The organism is Parabacteroides sp. ZJ-118 (assembly GCF_011038785.1).
Classification (GTDB): Bacteria; Bacteroidota; Bacteroidia; order Bacteroidales; family Tannerellaceae; genus Parabacteroides.
Genome location: NZ_JAAKDT010000054.1, coordinates 1 through 15,829 on the forward strand (window position 1 = coordinate 1; position 15,829 = coordinate 15,829).

Consider the following 15,829-nt stretch of genomic DNA (forward strand, 5'->3'; position numbering starts at 1 on the left):
CCCTCCGCCTTGTAGCGAATGTAAAAGTTTTCAAAATCTTCGTTGCTGTAATACATAATTTATCAAGATTAATGTTACAGCCGCGAATGTAGTCGGTTTTACTCAGGCTGTGCTTGGACGCTTACTAAGCATTCAATTCCGCGGCCCTTTGTTTGGCAGCCGCGGCTTTCGCTTCAGCCGCAGCCGCCCGGGCATTCAAGGATCTTATCTCATCTTGTATATTCATATCTTAATTCTTGTCTGAACCGACGTCGACAATATCAACACCAAAGTCTCACGAGACAACTCATGGCTTTTCTTGCATCCCTCAAACTCAGGTCTCAAAAACTTTCCGTCAGTGAACCACTTGGAATACAGCACCCAGCCATTGATGTCATAATGAAGAACCTTAACCTTACGGTAGTCTTTGGAATAAAAAATAAAGGCTTCATTGTAATTCCGGGGATCGTGTCCCATAACTTCCCGGACTATGGATGCCAGACCGTCATGTCCTTTGCGCATGTCAGTCGGGGTTGACTTTATAAAGTAACGGGGGCGACTCGTGAAATTTATCATGGCTGCGACATTTTATGTAGCAACTCGGCCACGACAAACAAACTTGTACTTCTTATCTCCAAACGTTCTCCTTGCGGCGACTTCAATACCAATGAAGCGACTTCCCATGCCAATGCCTTTTCCGAATGTCCCTCACGTATGGATATCGGAAGAAACGCATCCTCTCCGGAAAGCGTTTGCTCCCGGACTCTCTGAGGATAGCTCTTCTTAAACTCGATGAGCCAAGCATAATCCACTGCTTCATCCTTACAATACTTACGCAGACTACGACCTTTGCGATTCTGATTGTAGTCCTGCATGACCTTCTCAAAATAATCTTTGCTTTCCATTTCTGTTGATCTTTAAAACGGAAACAAAAGTAGATGTTTGCAATCAACCAGCCATACGCTCTATTAGTGGTTTGCTGAAATAAAGCAACTTATGCAACTTTATCTCATCAATTCGGGTACCAAATTCCTTTTGGTATCGCCTGCATATATAAGATGCTATTTGAACCGCACTCTCTGCCATACCGCAAACTCCTTCCTTTATGATCTGCGCAAAGGAATATAATCTTTTTCATAAAAACAAGCATCTCTCTTTTTTTGTTCATATGCGTTTCGATGAAAGCCGACTTGTCTGTATCACCGAACGCTTACCGCTCACTTATCTTCGGCTTACACAATAAGATCCGCTTCCTCATCAGTATAGAATATCTTCTGGTTGGAGAGGCGTGTACGGACCATCTTTGACTTCAAGGATAGCTGACGGCTCGACAACTTCGACGGTATGCCACCTACCTTTGGGTATCTGTACGCCGTAGTTGCCTTGCGTCGGGTCGAGCAGATAGCGTTCTGTCTGTCCTCCAAGGTCATCGTAAAAGACCACAAACATCTTGCCGCGCAATAGAACGTATGTCTCTTCGGTATGTTTATGGCGATGAATCGGCAGCGGCGTACCCGGCAACAGCACGTTGATAAGCCGCTGTGCCTTTGCATCAAGGCTTTCGTGGAGATTGTAGTTCATGCGAAGCCGAGGACTTGCTTCGGCCTCAGCGGTTACTTTATCGAGTAGTTCGTCGTTGATTATCATGATTGTCGGGAAATTAGATATTCTTCATGGAGATGATAGTTCTTCTTCATAAAAAGGAGATATGTAATCATCAATACTATAGTCGCAATTACAAGATAGATATAATGGTTAATAGGACAGAAAATCATGCCGAATGAAATCGCGAGTTGGATTGCCATATATAGCAGCGACACTTGCACATGAGGAATCTTCAGTTCATTTGCCATTATCTGATATGCGTGTTTGCGGTGTGCCTCGCCGAGGTTTTCGTGTAGCTGTATGCGGTGGCAGATTGTCAACACCGAATCTGCGCCATAGACAGCAAGGAAGACGATATAGGAGAAGTCGCCGGTTTGTAGTATCAGTTTGCCAAGAGCGAACAACAAAATGAATGCGATGGTGATCGAGCCGACATCCCCGGCAAAGCACTTGGCTTTCTTGCGGAAGTTGAAGAAGCAGAACACCAACAGGCTTAGTCCGGTCACAAACAGGAACGGCATATCAATGAAATTGAGACTCTGATTGAGATAAATGAGCGGTGCAAGAACGGCGAGGGAGTAGCCGCCTGTTATGCCGTTTATGCCGTCCATAAAGTTGTAGGCATTGGTAATGCCTACGCAGACAATCAAAGCTATCAGCACAATCCACCCATCCTGCCAGTTGAGGATCCCGAATTGGTAGAACATCAGGAACATTGCCGCGAACTGCACCACGAGCCTTGCAGAATCAGGCAGCGAATGGATGTCATCGACAAAGCTCACCAAGCCGATGAGCGTCAATCCAAGCAGAAACCATCCGTAGTCCAATCCGAAGAAAGCCGCATAAATCCAAGCACCGAACAGAAACACAATACCTCCGCCACGAAGAGTGATAGAGGTATGCGACGAGCGCATATTCGGTTTGTCTATGATATTGAACCTGTCAGCTACACGGAAGTATGCCAATTCAAGCAGAATCAGCAAAATTGCGATAACGATGTACAGCATGTGGGTTATTGATTTTGAAAACTTTGAATAGTTTTTGTCAATCCGGCGCAAGCACCGATTGGCATCTTCTCGATACTAAGAGTTTTTTTGATTTTTGCGTTGGACACCACATAGTTTTCGGTAAGCTTGTCCAAGCGGAATGTGTTAAGCGGCAGATGAAGAATGTCGCCCATTCGTGCGCAAAAAGAAATAAGGCCTCGATTAATCTTCCAGATATGGGCTTTTTTACCCATTGCGGCGTACATAACGTTAATAAGTTCATTTGTAGACAGAGCCTTGTCATCGGCCATGTTGTATATGCCGCTTGCGATATTTTTTGTCAGCAAGCCATTGATTACGAATGTCAGATTATCCACAGACGTGAACGTACGGCGGTTCTCAAATGCTCCGAGTGGCCAAGGCAGACCTTTTTTGACAAAGCCGTAGAGCAGATTTAGATTCCCTTTGTTTCCCGGCCCATGAATCATACAGGGTCTAAGAATTATTACCTGTCTTCTATCAACCTTGTCGAGGTTTGCCAAAATATATTCCTCAGCTTTGATCTTGCTCTCACCGTATGGTCCGACAGGACAAGGTGTGACATCTTCGGTCAATACCTTTCCCGGAACCTTATCGACTGCAGCCTTTACAGAACTAAAAAAGATAAACTTATTGATCTCTTTATGCTTCAAGAAATAATCAAAGACCTTTTTAGTCAAGTCGGTGTTAACCTTAAAATAGATATCGGCGGCGGACTCATTCCTTGTGTCATGGGCTTTACCTGCAAGATGTATGACGGCATCGACCTGCGGTAACTGGTCCTCTTCCATATTCTCCCAAGAGTATGTTTTCACAACACCCTCCTTTATCGGAGCAACAATGTCAAGACCATAAATTGTATTGCCGTCTTTAAGGGCTGACACAAGATTAGAACCCACAAATCCGTGGATACCGGTTATCAATATGTTCATGTTATTTATAAATTGATTCTCTTGGCTGAGGACCAATCAATGACATCATTTGCTTGAGCAACATTGACGAAATCAAAATCAGCCAAGATCTTTTGAAATTTAACAAATGAATGTTTCAGCCCTACATAACTTTTGAATTTGCGAACCTTTGGGAGCTCCTTGATAACCGGCTGGTCGGAATCAAAGTCCCGTGGATGAAAATATGTCATCATATAAGGAGTCTCTTTCCCCCACTTTTTAATAAGCCAGTATGGGAAAAGCCTGAAAAAGCCGCCTCCGGAGAAGACGAGATTTTTACAGAACAATCGGTGGATATTTATTGGGAATTCTTTAATTTCGTACCCGTTCTGTAATAGAATTGCCGGTTCAGATGACCCATAATCCGGCATTCCTCCATAATCATGGTGAGCGGGGAATATTGAGCAGTCGTATTTAAATCCGAGTTCATGCAATACATCAAAAGCCCATAAGTTTTTGTGAGTTATTGAGAAACCGGGAGCTCGAAAACATTCTATACCATCACCTATCACATCTTCGATAAGAGATTTCGCCTTATATGTGTCCGCTCTAAACGAATCCGGAGAAAAGCGTGTAGAAAGTTGGTGCTGATATGAATGGCATCCGACTTGGTGGCCTTCATCGTGAATTCTCTTGATAATTGATGGATGATTTTCTGCCAACCATCCTAAACAAAAAAATGTACCTTTGATTTCATGTTTTGCAAGTTCGTCAAGGATACGTCCAACGCCTTCATATATTCGGACTTCATAATTATTCCAATTGAAATTTTCGGAAATGAAGTCACAGTTATACCATTCTTCAACATCAAAAGTAAGAATATTCATATTGAATTATCTCGTTTGGGGATTTCCTTTACAACTTTTGCCGGACGGCCTGTTGCAATCGTCCATGCCGGAATGTCCTTAGTTACAAGCGACCCTGCTCCGACTATCGCACCTTCGCCAATCGTGACACCAGGCATAACGAATGATTCCATACCGACTAAGCTTCCTTTACATAGATGAATTGGTTTAAGTATGTAGCCAAGTTTTGCATAATCATCACCTTGACAATAATGAGATAAGTTCCTTTGATGACACAGTAAACGAGTGCCACTTGCCACATGCGCCCTTTCTTCAAGTGTGATTAATTTTGCATGATTTAAGTCCACTTTAACATGATCTCCTATAAAGACATTTTTGCCAACTGTACACCCCATTCTACGCAATAGCCATGGCCGAAACAGTCGTGGCGCTACAGGCTCAAAAATCACCCAGTTCATCATACTCTGCAATAGGGCATGATAAGGATTCTTGAAAGCATGTCCAATTACATCGAGAGGCCCAATTTGCCCATATTCTTCTTCGGAGTAATTCAGCCCGATTTTTTTTAAAAGCCTATAAGTCAAACTTAATTTATTACTCATTTTTCAGACAAATTAATTATTGATTCTAATTTGTTAATGCATTGCTGAGTGGTGAAGAATCGTTCATAATAACGTCGTCCATTTTGTCCCTTTATGGCAAATTTTTCTCTATTTGGAATAATATCGTTTGTAATAATTGTACATAAACTATTGAAATCTTCAGCCTTAACACAAATGCCACAATCAGCTTCACTAACGAGATCGGCAACTCCTCCATCTGCCATGGCAATAATCGGTTTGCCTGAAGACATATAACTTTGTAAGCGAGCCGGAACAACAGCTCTAATATGAGGGAACTCGGCTCGTAACGTAATCAACATGGCATCTGCTTGTCCAAAAAAAGCCCCCATATAATTCCCCGGGTAACGTCCCATTAGGAATACAGTGTCACCAAGGTTATGCTTATCAATAAATTCCTCCATATATTTTTTCTCGCTGCCATCCCCGACAAAAATCCATTTTATATCTTTACGCTCCTTAAGCATAAGTGTCGCTGCCATAACGGACCTTATGGTTTGAGCACTGCCTAAATTGCCTGCCATCATTATTCTGTAACCATCTCTTTCTTCTCTTTGAGGTCTGATATTTTTTGTGTATTCCGGTCATACACTTTAACTTTGTGCCCCATAGAAGTCTGATGCCCGGCCATTGCTTACCCTCCGTTCCCAGCTCCGATTATTGCGATTTTCTTCATTAAAATTCTGAATAAAGAATTACTTTGATTTGATATAAAGTGGATTTATTTGCCATACATAGACAATACTTTATTGTTGATCTGTTTACGTTCTTTATCAAGCCACCCCCATTTGTTATAATATTTAATGGCACTTGATATGTGGATTTTTGACAATCTCCAATTCCGGTGGCTTTCCCTATGGCCAACATGAGTTATTGTCACTCCGGGCCAATACATATTACCACAATACGCGAAGATTCTTCTTGACAAGTCTACATCTTCGTAATACATAAAAAATCGTTCGTCAAACATTCCGACCTCTTTTATAACCTTACTTCTAAGAAATATAAAGCAACCAGATAAGAAAGGAGCCGGCATTTCTTCATCATAACTCTTGAATCGCGTGAAATATTTCTCTGTGGTTTTTTTTGTGAATGGAAAGCCTTTGAAAATTCCTCTAAAAAATGTGATAAAAGGAGTCGGTAGTAAGCGCCTTTGTCTTCGGGCTAAATTACCATTTTCATCGATAATTCTTGGAAGCAGTTGACCGATGTTTTGATGAATGTCCATATATCCTATGATCTCCTTAAGCACATTAGATGAGAATTGAATATCTGGATTTAGACACAAATGATATTGTGACTCATTAATAGCCTTTTGTAAGGCTATATTATGGGCTGCACCAAAACCAATGTTATTGTTATTAAAGATATACTCTATTCTTTGGTCTTTGAATAAATTCTTCAGTGCATCTGTGGGAGAATTATCAATTATATATAATTTAAGTTTTACTCCGTTTGACTCTAATACAGAGTTAACAGCCTCCATTAACTCCCTTTTATCATTACAATATATTACTATACTTACAGTAAGAGTATAATTATATTCGGTCATACTTTATTCTCATTCAATGATAATTAATTTCCAGTTAGTCTAATCAAAAAGTTCAAATTAACTTACATCCTCGCAGAATTAAAAGAACAAGATATTTTAGTCTGTTACGAACTTTAATCATAACTGGCTTGTCGCTTTTTTCTCCTGTAATAGACACCACATTGTCATGTCTGCGGTAATACATTAGTTTTTCAGGAATCAATTTTACTTTATAAAAAGTCGATCCTATATAGCCAAGCCATGTATCGTGAGATGTCACGCCTTTCGGAAAGGGAAGTGCCTTTCTCAAGATACTTGATCTAAATGCCATACAACTTCCTTGATATGGATGAGTGGATATGTATGCTTTAAATAGATTCTTTGTTTGCCCACATCCCGGATAAAACCTGGTATTATATAATACATTTAGGTTACTATCTGTGACATATGCGTCGCTGATAACTAAATCATAGTTTTTAAGGTATTCAGTCATTACCCTAACTTTATTTGGTAACCAAACATCGTCCTGATCTGAAAGGAATATAATGTCTCCTTTTGCATGGGAAATCGCATTTTCAAAATTTTTGGCAGCATATGCAGATGAAGATGAACAAAACTCTTTTTTGTGATTAAATATTTTTATTCGGTCATCATTAAAGCTTCTGATTATATCCAAAGTATTATCGGTAGATTGATCATCCGAAATGATGATTTCATCATGCTCAGATAACTGATTGAGAATTGAAAGTATTTGATATTTTAAATACCTACCTCCGTTATAAGTTGCTATACAACAAGAAATTATCGGGGTGGTGGGGGGGGGTATTTATATTATGAATGAGTTCCAAATTTTCATATCCTCTCATTTTGTCAGGCTCTAAATATGCACTTTCTGACCACTCATTCCATGCATTCCAAAAAATGAATTCTGAATTGTGTTTAACTGCTTTAGAATAAAGTTCGCTAATATATCTTTCCAAGTTAGATCTATTTGGGCGGGAGAATATTTTAGCTTTATTCTTATATCTAGAGGTATTATCCCACTCAATGAAACCACATTCGTAGATATCCAAGTCATATTGTGGATATTGTGCCACATATGCTTGATGAAGAATAATACTCCAGATCTCATCCCCATTCACCATTGTGTAGCTTTTAAACTTCAAATATATATTTTGGATTATTTTCCATAGAAATGGAGGAAGACGACGCAAAAATTGGAATTTGTTTGTTGAATTCCCTTTGAAGTATTTCGATGTAAAGGCTTCCCTTGGCTGAAATTTCATCATACCATCATAATACTTTAAAAATGAAGTATGATTACCGAAATCGTAGTTTTTAATTGCAATTGTATATAATCCGGGCAAACCATGTTCTACTGCAAGTTGACTCCATAGATCAAACATTTCCTTAGTATTATTCAACAAATTAGGTTGATATACTAAAAAAACAGGTTTTCCATCTTTTCGTATAGCCCTTTTGTCCTTAAAAAATGGTAATAAGTAATTAAAATGGGCTTTCCAGATCTCAGGGTCATTCGTATGTTTCTGTTCAATCAAGATTTCGGACTCTCCTTCCCATGCCCGAGTCCATGTGCCGTTTGCCCAACATACACAATAGTTTATATCTATGTCAGTATTATCTCGCAATGTTTCCATTGGTTTTTCTAGCAGTAGTTTACCATCAAACCAGTAATGATAAAACATAAAACCATGGATTCCATATTTTCTTGCAAGATCGGCCTGATGTTTAAGCGTTTCTTTATCACAAGGATTATACATTCCATCAAGAGGAACTTTCGGTTGGTTATGTCCTTGAAATAGAGGTTTGGCATTTTCCACCAAATTCCAATCATTAAAACCTTTTCCCCACCACTTGTCATTTTCTGGAATAGAATGAAATTGTGGGAAATATATTGCAATTAATTTAGGGTCTATCATATCTATGTTATTTTGTATTGATATTGAATTAATCACATTCTACACACGTCCAATAATAATTTTGAATCGGAATATTATGTTGCTAATTATTGAGTCATATCTAAAATCTGTATCAAAGAATAGAGATATCCGATTAAAAATTGATTTTCGATAAAGAGCTAGTTTGCTTACTGCATTTAATGATTCACCCTTAAGATTTTGGCGAAACTCTTCATATATTAATTGTGCACGATATTCTAAGGAATGAGAGTCTGACAATAGTCTCTTCATACTTGTACTTATCCTATTCTTCAACGAAGGCTTGCCTATTTGGTTATTACCGTGTTGCCGATATAGAATGTGAGGATAACAATCATATACTACCCTACCGAATAATGTACATAATATGTATAAGTACTGATCATGAACTTTTATATCAGGTATTTGATGATTTACATATAGTCGTGCCGCTTCGCGATTGAATAATGTTGTACAGCCTGTAACAATATTTTGTATTAAACATGTCTTAGGATTAATATGTGGTTTACTCTCCTTTCTGAATAATCCAATCTTGTTGAGATTTTTATCAACCATCATAGCATTAGAGCAATATAGACAAGGATGTGTAGAATCGTTGTCTATATTAGAAACAGCTAAAATAAGTTTGTCTGGTAACCAAATATCATCATGGTCAGAAAATGAAAAATATTGGATACCCGGGAATTTCTCCAATGCGAATTTCGTTAGCAGGTAGAAACTCTTAACATATCCTACGTTTTCTCCTTTAATTAGAATTATATCAGTATCCGGATGCTTTTCCTTGAAAAATAACAACTTTTGATATGTATCATCAGTCGAACCATCATCACGCACGATCAATTTGATCGATACGGATTTTTGACTTATTATCGAATCAAGTTGTTCTTTTATGTATTCAGATCCGTTGTAAGCTGATAATAGTACTGCTATATCATCTTTTTCAATCATAGCCCTTATTAATGTATCTGCATGATTACTTTTTCTCGTTCTCTGTTATTCTTTTCGTCAAAAATTGATTCATATGGAATCATTAAACGCCATACTTCTTCTCTTGCATAAAACCAACCTCGACATCCAAACCAGAAAATAAAGCACACAAAGAAAGTTGTAAGGAATTTATAAGCTCGCTTTTTGTATGCACCACCCATAATTTCAGAAAGTGAAAGAACGACAAAAGGAAGAACATAGTTAATCGGACGTTCAAATATTTGGGCTAATTGCAATGTGCCAATTCCTAATAGAACATACAATACATACGACCACTGATTGGGAACATTTTTATAAAGTTGTTTAAATAATATGGCCGTAAACAATGGAATCAACACATTCCTGATTAGAGCCATAAGATACCAGTTATCATTATACTTATCTGTAGCAACTAATACGTAATAATCCAATTTTTGGATTATCATATCGCTACTTATAAAATATGTAACATATGTCTGAAAACCGGTTAACACGAACAGCAATACACCAATCCATATTAACAAAACCTTGTTGAATTTCAATTTACGAAGAAATGGGATAAAAAAAGCTATTATGCCACTAAAATGAAACATTATGGATAATGTAGCATAAATATAATACTTTAGATATTTTTTTTGTGGTAAATATTGGTATCCGATTAGCATCATGGAAACAGCAATTGATTCTTTGTAGATTTCATAACAAAAATAAGTATACATGCATGTCATAAACATAAATGCGCCGGTAAATAGATATCGAGTATGATTCCTTATAAATCTGAAATATACAATACATACTATCAGTGACTGAATTAGATGCATTAACCATATTTTTGGCGTAATAGATTTACAAAGTACGCACAATAAGAAATATAATGGTTGGTACGACGAATCAGAATAATCTGACTTTTTTAGGCTCTCTAACGTGGGAACAAATGTGTATAAATCCATATAAAAACCCGAATCACCACCCACTTTATAACTTAATCCAGATATCACAGCAAGATAAACCGAAAGAAGATAAAAACAAACTATTTTTCCTTCGGAATTTTGCCTATAGTCATAATGATATATCCCCCATAGGCAATATATTGTAGGTATTATATAGACTAACATTCCCTTATTTGTCCCAAATTCCTTTTGAGGTACCGTTTATCACTTTATTAAATTGGATATAATTAAATATTAATCCAGAGCTATTCAGCACACACATTCCAACCAATATTCCTATTATCCCCAAATGCTTGCCCAAAATGTAAGATATTGGAACATATAATATAGCAACGGCAATTGTATTTATGGTTTGTATACGTAATTTACCAAGACCATTAAGGAAATTTGAGAATGCCAAACTCCATATCAATATGCAGATATATATAGACATAACCAAAGACATGATAATCGGTATGTGTACTTCTGTGCCAATCCATATTTGATATACATATTCTGATATCACGACCATCAATATTAGTCCCGCAGATGCAAATATGAGTATCTTCTTAACATTATCCATTGTACGTTTTATCCACGACATATCCCCCTTTGCGTACGCATCGGTGGTGGCTGACCACATGGGCGCCAATATCAGGTTTATAAGCATTGGCATAATACTGAAATATCGATATGAGATATTGTACGGTGTAACATTTTCCGGCCCGAACATGTGAGAAATGAGTAAATTGGAAAATGCAAATAACAAAATACCCGATAACTGAAGCAGAAAGAACAGCATACTCAAATTGAATAATTCTTTTACGTATTCCTTCTTGAAAAAATGTATTGATGGTTTAAAATACGGATATATTTTATTAAAAGTTACCGGATATGCGATCAAATATACAACTAGTGGTGAAGCAGAATAAACAATAGCGACCCAAAATAGACTACCGGAAACTGTAAAAGTGAATACATAAATAATTATCAATGAAAGAAGATGCCCTGATACCACCATCAGGTTATTAACTGCCGGCAGTTGCATCGCAAGATAAACATTACCAATAAACTTAAATATGAAGTTTAGGCAAAATATTACAAATGAAATATACACTATTTCATTTAGATGAGGCACTCGATCTTGTGTGGCACCTAATATGTCATACCAATCAATCAGTGGTGCAAACAGGGTTCCAATCACTATCAATATTAGCATTAATGCGACCAACATGAAGAATGTTGTGCTGACATATATTCTTCCAAGCGTCCGGTCACCTTTAGCCATTGTCTCGGCAAGTTTATTCCGCATTCCATTGCCGAGTCCGATGTCAAAAGAATTAATCCACATGAGTATTGAATTCAGGGTAAGCCAAATCCCATACTCGTATGGATTAATATATCCGAGTGTCACTGGAACAAGAAGAAGATATACTAAAGAATCCACCCCTTTTATAAAAAAAGATGCAAGTATATTCTTCTTAGCCTTGACTGTTCGTTCTTCTCCCTTAAAGAAAGATCTGATATTCATATATCGTACTTAACGATTCTTGTACATATCCTCGTAGTAGCGCTCGTAGTCCCCTGAGGTGATGTTGTCCATCCAGTCTTGATGGTCGAGGTACCAACGGACGGTGCGCTCGATGCCCTCCTCGAACTGGAGCGAGGGTTCCCAGCCGAGTTCGCGTTGCAGTTTGCGTGAGTCGATGGCGTAGCGCATATCGTGGCCGAGGCGGTCGGTGACGTAGGTGATTAACTCGTCGGAATAGCCTTCGGGATTGCCGAGGAGACGGTCAACGGTCTTGATAATGACCTTGATGATGTCGATGTTCTTCCACTCGTTGAAGCCGCCGATGTTGTAAGTCTCGGCGATTATCCCTTTGTGGAAAATCAGGTCGATTGCTCGTGCATGGTCTTCTACATAGAGCCAGTCACGCACGTTCTCACCCTTGCCGTAGACCGGGAGCGGCTTGCGGTGGCGGATATTGTTGATGAACAACGGGATCAGCTTTTCCGGGAACTGATATGGGCCATAGTTATTCGAGCAGTTGGTGACGATTGTCGGCATGCCGTAGGTATCGTGGTAGGCTCGGACGAAGTGGTCGCTCGAAGCCTTGGAGGCAGAGTATGGCGAGTGCGGATTGTATTTGGTTGTCTCCAAGAAGAACACCGTGCCGTAGGCATGGTGGTGTTCCGACGAAGCGGCGGTGGTAAAAGGAGACTCGATGCCCTTGGGGTTCGTCAACTCCAATGCACCATATACTTCATCGGTGGATATATGGTAGAAGCGTTTACCCTCGTACTTTTCCGGCAGTGTTTCCCAATACTCTTTCGCGGCTTGAAGCAGCGACAACGTGCCCATCACATTGGTCCGGGCGAAGGTGAACGGATCCTTTATGGAACGATCGACATGGCTTTCGGCGGCAAGGTGGATGATGCCATCGATTTCATGCTCATCCATTATCCGACGCATAACCTCAAAGTCAACGATGTCTGCCCTAACAAATGTATAGTTCGGTCTGTCCTCGATCTCCTTCAGGTTGGCGAGGTTGCCGGCGTAGGTCAGTTTGTCAAGATTGACGATGTGGTAGTCGGGGTATTTGTTTACAAACAGCCGCACGACATGGCTGCCGATAAATCCGGCTCCGCCGGTGATGAGAATGTTACGCTTCATGATGTTTCAGATTTTTAATGCAGGCTTTAAGAGATTCCGTCCAATAGGGAATCGTCTTGCCAAATGTTTGCTTGTATTTTGTCTTGTCGAGTACAGAATAAAAGGGCCGAACAACCGAAGACGGAAACTCGTCGGAGTGGCACGGCTGAATATCACAATCCATGTTTCCAGCGATGGAGGCAATCATCTTTGTGAAGTCGTACCACGAACATACGCCCTCGTTGGAATAATGATATATACCCTCGTGACCTGCGAACTGGCGACGTTCGATGATGCCGAAGATGGCATCGGCAAGGTCTTGCGCGTATGTCGGTGTGCCGACTTGGTCGAACACAACTTTCAGCTCCGGCTTTGTCGATGTGAGGTTGAGCATGGTCTTGACGAAGTTCTTTCCATACTCTGAATAGAGCCATGCCGTGCGGAAAATAAGAGCCTTGCATCCCGAAGTGGCGATCGCTTGCTCGCCATGCAACTTTGTAAGCCCATAGACACCGGTCGGATTTACCGGCTCGTCCTCCGTGCGAGGCGTGTTGCCCTGCGAACCGCCAAACACATAGTCGGTGGAAATATGGATAAGCGTTCCGGCATTTGCCTTGATTGCTTCCGCAAGGTTTCCGACTGCCTTGGCATTGAGTCTCTCAGCCAAGAGAACATCTGTTTCCGCCTTGTCGACATTGGTATAGGCGGCACAGTTGACGATTACTTTTATATCGTTTGCCATTACCGCCTTTTCGACGGCGGCAGAATCGGTAATGTCAAGTTCTGCTACATCTGTAAAGATGTAATTATCGCTTGACTCCTTTGCGGTAAGTCTCATGCAATTGCCGAGCTGTCCGTTTGCGCCTGTTACAAGTATGTTCATCATTCAAAAGGGGAATCAAAGTTTGCAAAAAGCGGATGATGCTTGTCTTTCTCCGAAAGTATAGCTTCGGAAAGTTCGAACTGCCAATTGATGCCGAGGGAACTATCGAGGATGGAGATTCCTCCGTCGGCCTCAGGGCAATAATAGTTGTCGCACTTATACTGAAATACGGCGGTATCGCTCAATACAGCAAAGCCGTGCGCAAAGCCCCGTGGAATGAAAAACTGGCGGTGATTGTGTTCGGTCAAAAGGCAGGATACATGCTTGCCGTATGTCGGCGAGCCTTTGCGAATATCGACAGCGACATCAAGAACCGAACCGCGCACACAGCGCACCAATTTGGCTTGGGCATGTGGCGGACGCTGAAAATGCAAGCCGCGCATCACACCTCGCGACGAGCAGGATTCATTGTCCTGAACAAAGTCCACCGGACCAACAAGCTCCTCAAAAGCCCTCTTGTTATAGTTCTCAAAGAAGTAACCTCGGGCATCGGTGAAAACTCGTGGTTCAAGGATGACCACGCCTTCTATATCAGTCTTTATAAGATTCATATCAGTCAAGATTCTTATTGCCGGTGCGCTCTACTTCCTCAATAACCTTCATAAGATATTGCCCGTATTGGTTCTTCAGCATCGGCCGGGCAAGTCCAATCATCTTCTCTTTTGAAATCCATCCCTGACGGTAGGCGATGCCTTCAAGGCAGGCTATCTTCAAGCCCTGCCGCTTTTCGAGTACCTCGACATAGATTGATGCTTCGGCCAAAGAATCATGCGTGCCGGTATCAAGCCATGCGAAGCCGCGCGGCAGTGTCTGCACTTTCAGATCGCCGTCCTTAAGAAATTCCTGGTTGACTGTAGTAATTTCCAGTTCGCCACGAGCAGAGGGTTTGATATGTGCTGCCACATCGACCACCTTGTTAGGGTAAAAGTAGAGGCCGACAACGGCATAGTTCGACTTCGGATGCTCGGGTTTTTCCTCTATTGAAAGGCAATTGCCGTTGTCGTCAAACTCGGCGACACCATATCGTTCCGGGTCATTCACCCAATAGCCGAACACTGTAGCCTTTGCCTCATTTTCGGCGGCAGCCACTGATTTTGCAAGCACTTCGGAAAAGCCTGACCCGTGGAATATATTGTCACCCAACACCAAACATGCCGAATCACAGCCAATGAAATCCTTCCCGATGATGAATGCCTGAGCCAGGCCATCGGGCGATGGCTGTTCGGCGTATGTGAATTTTACACCGTAGTCTGACCCGTCGCCAAGCAGACGCTTGAATCCCGGCAAGTCTGCCGGAGTAGAGATGATAAGGATATCCCGAATCCCGGCAAGCATAAGCGTCGATATCGGGTAATACACCATCGGCTTGTCAAATATCGGCAGCAACTGTTTGCTGACACCTTTGGTAATCGGATACAACCGTGTGCCGGATCCTCCGGCCAATACAATGCCTTTCATGAAAAAAAAATAGAATTAAAAAATTAGTAAGCATCTATACACAACCGGACAAACTTATAAACTGCTGATTTAGCAATCATTATTCTTCCGACTTCAATATGTGCTCTTTGTATATTGATGTCCACATAACCACACTGACTTGACAGAGCCAGGTTGGGAAAGAGGTCTTCCCTTACCAGGGAAACCTCCTTTCCCTTACCAGGGAAGAGACTATTCCCCGATCAGGGAAGAGGGTTCAATCATCCAATCTCCTAACGTATGCCGCTCACTGTCAAAGTTGATGGCGACCTTTACGATGGGCAGGCCGCAGAGGGCGAAGCGTTCCGGGTAATTGCGCAGATGGATTTGATCGAGGGTAATGCCTGCGGTCTTGTTCAACTTCAATTCCACGATGTAGAGCGTTGTCGGTGTGCGCATCACCATATCCACACGGCCTCTGGGAGTACGGACTTCCACATCCACATAC

19 protein-coding genes are annotated in these 15,829 nt (G+C 40.8%); all 19 read right to left on the bottom strand.

Going from position 1 to position 15,829, the window contains the following annotated elements:
• Nucleotides 1-222 precede the first annotated feature (222 nt).
• Nucleotides 223-555, bottom strand: coding sequence for an IS66 family insertion sequence element accessory protein TnpB (tnpB, locus tag G7Y39_RS12170; protein ID WP_165157726.1), 333 nt, complete (start codon nucleotides 553-555; stop codon nucleotides 223-225).
• The gene (locus G7Y39_RS12175) at nucleotides 552-884 is read right to left on the bottom strand and encodes a hypothetical protein (protein ID WP_165157727.1); all 333 of its coding nucleotides are present in this window, start codon (nucleotides 882-884) and stop codon (nucleotides 552-554) included. Before G7Y39_RS12175 ends, tnpB begins: the two co-directional genes overlap by 4 nt.
• Before the next feature lie 352 nt (nucleotides 885-1,236).
• Nucleotides 1,237-1,626, bottom strand: coding sequence for a WbuC family cupin fold metalloprotein (locus G7Y39_RS12180; RefSeq protein ID WP_165157728.1), 390 nt, complete (start codon nucleotides 1,624-1,626; stop codon nucleotides 1,237-1,239).
• Complete coding sequence (locus tag G7Y39_RS12185) at nucleotides 1,623-2,591, bottom strand: glycosyltransferase family 4 protein (RefSeq protein WP_165157729.1); 969 nt, start codon at nucleotides 2,589-2,591, stop codon at nucleotides 1,623-1,625. Before G7Y39_RS12185 ends, G7Y39_RS12180 begins: the two co-directional genes overlap by 4 nt.
• 5 nt (nucleotides 2,592-2,596) lie before the next feature.
• On the bottom strand, nucleotides 2,597-3,541 hold the full coding sequence (locus tag G7Y39_RS12190) for an NAD-dependent epimerase/dehydratase family protein (protein WP_165157730.1): 945 nt from the start codon (nucleotides 3,539-3,541) through the stop codon (nucleotides 2,597-2,599).
• 5 nt (nucleotides 3,542-3,546) lie between these two features.
• Nucleotides 3,547-4,386, bottom strand: coding sequence for a polysaccharide deacetylase family protein (locus G7Y39_RS12195; protein ID WP_165157731.1), 840 nt, complete (start codon nucleotides 4,384-4,386; stop codon nucleotides 3,547-3,549).
• A complete protein-coding gene (locus G7Y39_RS12200; RefSeq protein WP_165157732.1) occupies nucleotides 4,383-4,967 on the bottom strand; it encodes a DapH/DapD/GlmU-related protein in 585 nt (194 codons plus the stop codon). The genes G7Y39_RS12195 and G7Y39_RS12200 overlap by 4 nt, the downstream gene beginning before the upstream one ends.
• Nucleotides 4,964-5,551, bottom strand: coding sequence for a glycosyltransferase (locus G7Y39_RS12205; RefSeq protein ID WP_255453025.1), 588 nt, complete (start codon nucleotides 5,549-5,551; stop codon nucleotides 4,964-4,966). The genes G7Y39_RS12200 and G7Y39_RS12205 overlap by 4 nt, the downstream gene beginning before the upstream one ends.
• A 155-nt stretch (nucleotides 5,552-5,706) precedes the next feature.
• Nucleotides 5,707-6,537 carry a glycosyltransferase family 2 protein gene (locus tag G7Y39_RS12210; protein WP_165157734.1) on the bottom strand — a complete coding sequence of 277 codons (831 nt, stop codon included), beginning with the start codon at nucleotides 6,535-6,537 and terminating at the stop codon, nucleotides 5,707-5,709.
• Between the two features lie 52 nt (nucleotides 6,538-6,589).
• On the bottom strand, nucleotides 6,590-7,342 hold the full coding sequence (locus G7Y39_RS12215) for a glycosyltransferase (protein WP_370520376.1): 753 nt from the start codon (nucleotides 7,340-7,342) through the stop codon (nucleotides 6,590-6,592).
• Entirely contained in the window at nucleotides 7,293-8,456 is a 1,164-nt protein-coding gene (locus G7Y39_RS12220) for a glycoside hydrolase family 99-like domain-containing protein (RefSeq protein WP_165157735.1), read from the bottom strand. Before G7Y39_RS12220 ends, G7Y39_RS12215 begins: the two co-directional genes overlap by 50 nt.
• Before the next feature lie 39 nt (nucleotides 8,457-8,495).
• Nucleotides 8,496-9,422, bottom strand: a complete 927-nt coding sequence (locus tag G7Y39_RS12225; protein ID WP_165157736.1) for a glycosyltransferase family 2 protein — start codon at nucleotides 9,420-9,422, stop codon at nucleotides 8,496-8,498.
• A gap of 8 nt (nucleotides 9,423-9,430) precedes the next feature.
• Nucleotides 9,431-10,555: an EpsG family protein gene (locus tag G7Y39_RS12230; protein ID WP_165157737.1), complete on the bottom strand. Its 1,125-nt coding sequence runs from the start codon at nucleotides 10,553-10,555 to the stop codon at nucleotides 9,431-9,433.
• 4 nt (nucleotides 10,556-10,559) lie between these two features.
• Nucleotides 10,560-11,900: a lipopolysaccharide biosynthesis protein gene (locus G7Y39_RS12235; RefSeq protein ID WP_165157738.1), complete on the bottom strand. Its 1,341-nt coding sequence runs from the start codon at nucleotides 11,898-11,900 to the stop codon at nucleotides 10,560-10,562.
• Between the two features lie 9 nt (nucleotides 11,901-11,909).
• Nucleotides 11,910-13,043: a dTDP-glucose 4,6-dehydratase gene (locus tag G7Y39_RS12240; protein ID WP_165157739.1), complete on the bottom strand. Its 1,134-nt coding sequence runs from the start codon at nucleotides 13,041-13,043 to the stop codon at nucleotides 11,910-11,912.
• A complete protein-coding gene (gene rfbD, locus G7Y39_RS12245) occupies nucleotides 13,033-13,905 on the bottom strand; it encodes a dTDP-4-dehydrorhamnose reductase (protein WP_165157743.1) in 873 nt (290 codons plus the stop codon). The genes G7Y39_RS12240 and rfbD overlap by 11 nt, the downstream gene beginning before the upstream one ends.
• Nucleotides 13,905-14,456 carry a dTDP-4-dehydrorhamnose 3,5-epimerase gene (rfbC, locus tag G7Y39_RS12250; RefSeq protein ID WP_165157740.1) on the bottom strand — a complete coding sequence of 184 codons (552 nt, stop codon included), beginning with the start codon at nucleotides 14,454-14,456 and terminating at the stop codon, nucleotides 13,905-13,907. Before rfbC ends, rfbD begins: the two co-directional genes overlap by 1 nt.
• A 1-nt stretch (nucleotide 14,457) precedes the next feature.
• On the bottom strand, nucleotides 14,458-15,363 hold the full coding sequence (gene rfbA, locus G7Y39_RS12255) for a glucose-1-phosphate thymidylyltransferase RfbA (RefSeq protein WP_165157741.1): 906 nt from the start codon (nucleotides 15,361-15,363) through the stop codon (nucleotides 14,458-14,460).
• 210 nt (nucleotides 15,364-15,573) lie between these two features.
• On the bottom strand, nucleotides 15,574-15,829 hold a 256-nt coding region (locus tag G7Y39_RS12260), incomplete at its 5' end, for a PD-(D/E)XK nuclease domain-containing protein (protein WP_206225170.1).